Here is a 5954-nt window from a genome sequence, read left to right as displayed (position 1 = left end):
CCTCCGGTTTGCACCAGAGATTCAGATTCACCCCACTTTGGGAAGGCTAAAGAGTCGAAGTCAGCGAGGCGGCGTATTACTGCCCGGGAGCCGGCTTGAAATCAGTCGAGAGTCGGTTAGCCTCGCAGAATTGAGGATTGAGAGGGACTATACCATGCGGAAATACGCATCGATCTTGCTGGCCGCGACTATCGCGGCCACGGCGATCATGCCGGTCTCGTCGGCGAATGCCTTCCCCGCGGCCCGCACGGGCGACCGGGTCGAGACGGCCTCCGATGTAACGCTCGTCGCCCAGCCAAGCAAGAAGCAGGTCGCGTCGAAGTACAAGCGCACCAAGGTGCGCTTCGTCACCGACCAGGCACCGGGCACCGTCATCGTCGATACCAACAACAAGTATCTCTACTATGTCGAGGGCAACAACAAGGCGACGCGCTACGGCATCGGCGTCGGCCGCGACGGCTTCGGCTGGTCGGGCGTGGTGAAGGTCGGCCGCAAGGCCGAATGGCCCAGCTGGACGCCGCCGGCCGAAATGCGCCGCCGCGAGGCCAAGAAGGGTCGCATCCTGCCCGTCACCCAGGCCGGCGGCGAGGACAACCCGCTCGGCGCGCGTGCGCTCTACCTCTTCAAGGGCGGCCGCGACACGATCTTCCGCATTCACGGCACGAACCAGCCCTGGACGATCGGCCAGAACATGTCGTCGGGCTGCATCCGCATGATGAACAAGGATGTGGAGCATCTCTACGCCCGCGCCGATATCGGCACCAAGGTCATCGTCGTCGGCCCCGGCAACCGTCAGGGCAGCGTGAGCTACAACGACAAGGGCGTCGATTTCTTCGGCAACCTCTTCGGTTTCGGCGGCTGATCCGCCGCTTGCCGTAGACCGTTTGGACGCCGGCCTTGCGCCGGCGTCTTGCGTTCAGCCGAGGGAGCAGCCGATCGTTCCCGCGCGCCGGATCGGCTCATCGAGGTCCGCGCCTTCGATCTTCAGCGTATAGGTGCCCTCGTAACCGGTTTCGTCCTCGCCGGCCTTCGTCATCATGACGAAATCGAGCGCTGCAAAGGGCTGGTTGTCACCGGATTCGGCGTGGACGAGCAGGCGCAGTTCACCATCATGCAGCCAATGGTGCGTAAGGAAAGACTGATCGAGCGTGACCTTCCTGTCGAGCCCCTTCTGGGCGAGATCCTTCGGCAGCTCGATCGAGCCGCGGAAATTCAGGATGCCGCCGAGGCTGTAGCTGAAGCCCGCCTCCCCTTCGAACGTGACGTTCCTGTCCTTTACCGCACAGCTGAACCCGCCGGTGGCGAAGGCGGGCGTAGAGAGGGCAGCAAGGGCGGTGAGCGAATGCATGAGGCGGCGCATGGGCATCTCCGATGGCTGGAATGCCGCCTGTCTAGCAATCCGCGGACGAAGCGGCTGTTCCGCGCGTGACAGGCTCAGGAAAGCACGGCGGGCTTCATTCCGCCATAGGCCCAGTCGATGAGTTCCACCGTGTGCAGGATCGGAATGGCCGTGCCGGTCGCGATCTGGGTGATGCAGCCGATATTGCCGGTGGCGATGATGTCCGGCTTGGTCGCCTCGATGTTCTTGACCTTGCGCGCCTTCAGCTTGCCGGAAATCTCCGGCTGGAGGATGTTGTAGGTGCCGGCAGAGCCGCAGCACAGGTGCCCTTCCGCCGGATCGCGCACCGCAAAACCCGCTTTCTTCAGCAGTGTCTTCGGCGCCATGGTGATCTTCTGGCCATGCTGCATGGAACAGGCGGAGTGATAGGCGACCGTCACCCCCCGCGCCTCCTGCTGGGGCAGGTCGAGCGTCGCGAGGTATTCCGTGATGTCCTTGGCGAGGGCGGAGACCCGCGCAGCCTTGTCCGCATAGGCCGGATCGAGGCGCAGCATGAAGCCATAGTCCTTGATCGTCGTGCCGCAACCCGACGCCGTGATGATGATCGCATCGAGCCCGCCCTTCTCGACCTCGCCGAGCCAGACATCGACATTGCGCCGCGCCGCCTCCAGCGCCTGCTCCTCGCGGCCCATGTGGTGGACGAGCGAGCCGCAGCAGACTTCGCCCGCCGGCGCCACGACCTCGACGCCGAGGCGGGTGAGGAGACGGATCGTCGCGGCGTTGATCTCGGGCTTCAGCACCGGCTGGGCGCAACCGGAGAGGATCGCGACCCGCCCGCGGCGCGGGCCGGCGGCCGGATGCGTGCCCGGCCGCGCGCTGGCCGAGGCCTTCGGCAGGGCGCGGGGTGCAAGGTCCAGCATGGCACCGAAGGGTTCGAGCGGCTTGAAGCGCTTGAGGAGGCCGGCAAAGGGCCGGCCGAACGCCGCCGCCTTCAGCGCCAGGCGGAACCGGCCCGGATAAGGCAGCACGGCGGCAAGGATGTTGCGCGTCAGCCGGTTCCAGAACGGGCGCTTGTAGGTCGCCTCGATATGCATGCGGGCATGGTCGACGAGATGCATGTAGTCGACGCCGGAGGGACAGGTCGTCGTGCAGGAGAGGCAGGAAAGGCAGCGGTCAATATGCGTCACGACCTCGGCATCCGCCGGCCGGCCGTTCTCCAGCATGTCCTTGATGAGGTAGATGCGGCCGCGCGGGCTGTCGAGCTCGTTGCCCAGCGTCACATAGGTGGGACAGGTGGCGGTGCAGAAGCCGCAATGCACGCATTTGCGCAGGATCTTCTCCGATGTCGCGACATGCGGATCGGCAAGCTGCTCGGCGGTGAAATTGGTCTGCACGTCGATACTCCCTAGCGCAGCATGCGGTTCATGCGGGCTGCGATGATGTAGGCCTTCTCGGCCTGGGTGACATGAGCCGCGGCCAGCGCCTCCTGCCCGGCCGGTGTGATCGTCAGCACATTGTCGCGCCGCGAGGGATTGAGGGGCATGTAGCTGCTGTGGCGGGCGAGCGTGAGATAGCCCTTCTTGATGAGGGCGCGCATATCCGGCGTCAGGGGCGGAAGCCCTCGCGCGCCAACGGTCGCCGACGGGCCGACGTCACCGCACAGCCACCAGAGGAGCGCCATCTGTCGGCGTGCCGCGCCCAGCACCGCCAGCGGCGCAGCGGGCAAGGTTCCCCAGCGGGCCTTGTCCTCGCGCGCCTGATCGACACGCTTCTTCCACGTCCGTGCCTGCTGCCTCGCAATCGAATCGCCCGCCAGCCGTCCCATCTTCATGCTCCCTGTTTTCGGTCCATCAAGGGAGAGACGTACAGGCCGGCCGGATCGAAGCTCGCCTTGACGCGCGCCGAGAGCGCGGCGACGGCGTCCGGCTGCGGCTCGAACGTGTCCGTCGCCGCCAGCACCTCCGGCCGGGCCCGCAGCAGCGTGGCATGGCCGCCACCGACGGCCTTGACGTAGCGGCGCAAGAGCGCGGCTTCGGGGTCGGCCTCCATGCGCAGCCAGACGAGACCGCCCTGCCAGTCGTAGAAGGCATCGACACCCGTTTCGAGACGGAGCGCGGCGACGAGCTGGTGGCCCGCTGTGGGCGCGACCGAAACGCGCCAGAGCGGACGCGGCGTTCCGTCTGCATAGGGCGCGGCATCGCGGATTTCCCGCCAGAGACGGGCCGTCACCTCCGCATCGAGATGCGTCACTGCGCCGAAGCGGGCCATGCTGGCAGTGAGCTTCTCGCTGCGCACGGCCACCGAGGCGGCAAGACCCTCGAGGCGCAGCACCGTGGCCGCTCCGTCCGGCAGCAGGCCACCGACGAACCGGCCGCGCACGCTTTCCGGCAGGTGCGCGGCACCGGAGACCTCGACGGACATCGCCATCGCCGTCGCCATCGCCGCGGCCGCCTCTGCATCGTTGAGGCCGGAGACGACGATGGTCGCCGCCGTTTCCGGAACCGGAAGAAGGCGGAAGGTGACCTCCGTCAAGAGCGCCAGTGAACCGTGTGAGCCGGCAAGCAGCTTGACGAGGTCGAGGCCGGTGACGTTCTTCATCACCCGGCCGCCGGCCGTCACCACCTCGCCCCTGCCGTTGACGAAGCGCACGCCGAGCAGGCTGTCGCGCGCAGCGCCCGCAACGAAGCGGCGCGGGCCGGAGGCATTGGTGGCGAAGACGCCGCCGATGGTGGGAATGCCGGAGGAGCCGAGCGCGCCGCGCAGGTCACAGGGCTCGAAGGAGAGCATCTGGCGCTTTTCGGCAAGCGCCGCCTCCACGACCTCGAGCGGCGTGCCGGCACGGACGGTCATGGTCATTTCGGCCGGATTGTAGGCGACGATGCCGGCAAGGCCCCGCGTCGAGAGCGTTTCGGCCCCGTCCGGCGCAGCGGCAAGGCTGCGCGTGCCACCGCCGCGGATGGCAAACGGCGTGCGGGACAGCGCTGCGACCTGGACGAGGCGCGCGGCGGCCTCTTCGGAGAGCGGTTCATGGATGGGGGTCATGCGGTGGGGCGTCCTTCGAGCGGGAAGACCTTGGACGGATTGAGCAGCCATTGCGCATCGAAGGCTGCACGCACGGCCATCTGCTGGTCGAGGTCGACCGCGGCATATTGATGGCGCATCAGGTCGCGCTTCTCGATGCCGACGCCGTGTTCGCCCGTCAGGCAGCCGCCAGCATCGACGCAGAGCTTCAGGATGTCATTGCCCGCCGCTTCCGCGCGCGCGGCATCTTCCGGATCGTTGGCGTTGAAGAGGATCAGCGGATGCATGTTGCCATCGCCGGCATGAAAGACGTTGGCGACGCGCAGGCCGTATTTCTCGACGATCTCCGCCGTGCCGCGCAGCACATGCGAGAGCTGGCCGAGCGGTACCGTGCCGTCCATGCAGATGTAGTCGGCGATGCGGCCCGTGGCGCCGAAGGCGGACTTGCGGCCTTTCCAGATCAGCGCCGCCTCGGTCGCCGACTGGCTTTCCTTGACGACCTTGACGCCATGGCGCCGCGCGATCTCGATGATGCTGGCAAGCATCGCCTCCATCTCGGCTTCGGAGCCCTCGACTTCGACGATCAGCAACGCCTCGACGTCCATCGGATAGCCAGCGCCGGCAAAGGCCTCGCAGATTTCGATCGCCGGCTTGTCCATGAACTCGATGGCGACGGGGATGATGCCCGACCCGATGACATCGGCGACGCAGGCGCCTGCCTCCTCCGAACTGTCGAAGCCGAAGAGCACCGGACGCGCGCCCTCGGGCTTGGCGATGAGCCGCACCGTCGCCTCCGTCACGATGCCGAGCTGCCCCTCGCCGCCGCAGATGACGCCGAGAAGGTCGAGGCCGCCGGCATCGAGCGCCTTGCCGCCGAGTTCGACGATGGTGCCGTCGATGAGCACGAGCTTGACGCCCAGGAGGTTGTTCGTGGTCACGCCGTATTTCAGGCAGTGCGCCCCGCCGGAATTCATGCCGATATTGCCGCCGATCGTGCACGCGAGCTGGGAACTCGGATCGGGCGCATAGAAATAGCCGTCGGCCGAGACGGCATCGGAAATGGAAAGGTTCGTGACGCCGGCCTGCACCGTGGCGGTCCGGTTGGCGAAATCCACCTCCAGGATGCGCGCCATCTTGGAGAGGCCGACGACGACGGCATCCTCCTGCGGGATCGCGCCGCCCGAAAGCGACGTGCCCGCCCCGCGCGGCACGACGGGTACGCCGTAGCGATGGCAGTATTTCAGGACGGCGGCGACCTGTGCGGTGGTTTCCGGCAAGGCGACGGCAAGCGGCAGACGGCGATAGGACACGAAGGCGTCCGTCTCGAAGGGCACAAGCGCGCGCGGCTCGTGCACGAGACAGCCTTCCGGCAGGAGATCGAGCAGGTCCGCGACGATGTCCCCACGACGGGCGAGCACCGCCGGCCGCGGCTCCAGGAACCCGATCTGATCCATCTCTTGGCCTCCTGCATCAAGTGGTCTTTTTTCTTTACCACTTCATTTCTGGCGATGCAAACCCTTAGAGGCTGCCTCAAAAAGAGGTGGGTGATTTCAACAGGTTATGATTCCTTCGGATTTGCGAGATTCGATGGAGT

The 5954-nt window shown here is 66.5% G+C and carries 6 protein-coding genes; 1 reads left to right on the top strand and 5 read right to left on the bottom strand.

Annotated features, from left to right (window positions below; genetic code table 11):
* Window positions 1-154 precede the first annotated feature (154 nt).
* Complete coding sequence (locus tag AKG11_RS32905) at window positions 155-862, top strand: L,D-transpeptidase (protein ID WP_050747064.1); 708 nt, start codon at window positions 155-157, stop codon at window positions 860-862.
* 54 nt (window positions 863-916) lie between these two features.
* On the opposite strand, the gene AKG11_RS32900 is transcribed toward AKG11_RS32905, so the two are convergent.
* The 5 genes from AKG11_RS32900 to AKG11_RS32880 form a co-directional block, all read right to left on the bottom strand.
* Window positions 917-1360, bottom strand: coding sequence for a hypothetical protein (locus tag AKG11_RS32900; protein ID WP_050747063.1), 444 nt, complete (start codon window positions 1358-1360; stop codon window positions 917-919).
* 74 nt (window positions 1361-1434) lie between these two features.
* A complete protein-coding gene (gene glcF, locus AKG11_RS32895; protein WP_050747062.1) occupies window positions 1435-2733 on the bottom strand; it encodes a glycolate oxidase subunit GlcF in 1299 nt (432 codons plus the stop codon).
* 11 nt (window positions 2734-2744) lie between these two features.
* Window positions 2745-3164 (bottom strand): hypothetical protein, encoded by a 420-nt coding sequence (locus tag AKG11_RS32890; protein ID WP_023515773.1) that lies wholly within the window; start codon window positions 3162-3164, stop codon window positions 2745-2747.
* 2 nt (window positions 3165-3166) lie between these two features.
* Window positions 3167-4381, bottom strand: a complete 1215-nt coding sequence (locus AKG11_RS32885) for an FAD-binding protein (RefSeq protein WP_050747061.1) — start codon at window positions 4379-4381, stop codon at window positions 3167-3169.
* Window positions 4378-5814, bottom strand: a complete 1437-nt coding sequence (locus tag AKG11_RS32880) for an FAD-linked oxidase C-terminal domain-containing protein (protein ID WP_050747060.1) — start codon at window positions 5812-5814, stop codon at window positions 4378-4380. The genes AKG11_RS32885 and AKG11_RS32880 overlap by 4 nt, the downstream gene beginning before the upstream one ends.
* Window positions 5815-5954 lie beyond the last annotated feature (140 nt).

Origin of the sequence: Shinella sp. SUS2 (assembly GCF_001262505.1) — a bacterium.
GTDB lineage: Bacteria > Pseudomonadota > Alphaproteobacteria > Rhizobiales > Rhizobiaceae > Shinella.
Note: the sequence above shows the minus strand (reverse complement) of the source record. Positions and strands in the feature narration are given on the sequence as shown.